Raw genomic sequence first — 443 nt, 5'->3', positions numbered from 1 at the left:
ACAATCACCATTGGAGATAAACATGAAGTCAATCCTTCGCGCCACGATGATCGGCGCCATTGCCATCCTCCTGCCGGCCACAGCCTTTGCCAAGGTGCCCTGCGAGGAAACGTTGAAAGACGTCCGCGCGGCGCGCGCCAGTGCCAAGCTCAGCGACGCCGATGCGGCCAAGGTCGACGACCTGATCAACAGGGGCATCGATCGCTGCAATGCCGATGACGACAACCGCGCCAATGGCTTCTTCAAGGATGCCATGACCGCAATGGGCAAATAGAATCCGGAGCACACGACATGTCGCAACAACATTACTCAGTGGGCGAGCAGCTCAACCGCGTACCACGCGTTACCTGGGACTTCTGGCTGATCAAGCTGATGGCGGTCACCATGGGCGAAACCGCGGCGGACTATCTCGCAGTCAACATGGGCCTCGGTCTTTCCACCAC

At 58.9% G+C, this 443-nt stretch carries 1 protein-coding gene and 1 pseudogene; both read left to right on the top strand.

Features of this window, described 5'->3' with window-relative positions; all coding sequences use genetic code 11:
• The first annotated feature begins 22 nt into the window (after positions 1 to 22).
• Positions 23 to 274 (top strand): hypothetical protein, encoded by a 252-nt coding sequence (locus AC1D0P_RS29750; protein WP_477680020.1) that lies wholly within the window; start codon positions 23 to 25, stop codon positions 272 to 274.
• 17 nt (positions 275 to 291) lie between these two features.
• Positions 292 to 443, top strand: a pseudogene (locus tag AC1D0P_RS29745) (hypothetical protein); the annotation flags it as partial.

The sequence above is a fragment of the Polaromonas sp. P1_G2 genome, from assembly GCF_056405515.1.
The sequence above is the reverse complement of the archived record's forward strand: the minus strand, read 5'-3'. Positions and strand labels throughout refer to the sequence as shown.

Excerpts from the sequence above, each read along its gene's own strand:
- AC1D0P_RS29750 (WP_477680020.1), top strand. The coding sequence starts at position 23 with ATGAAGTCAATCCTTCGCGCCACGATGATCGGCGCCATTGCCATCCTC.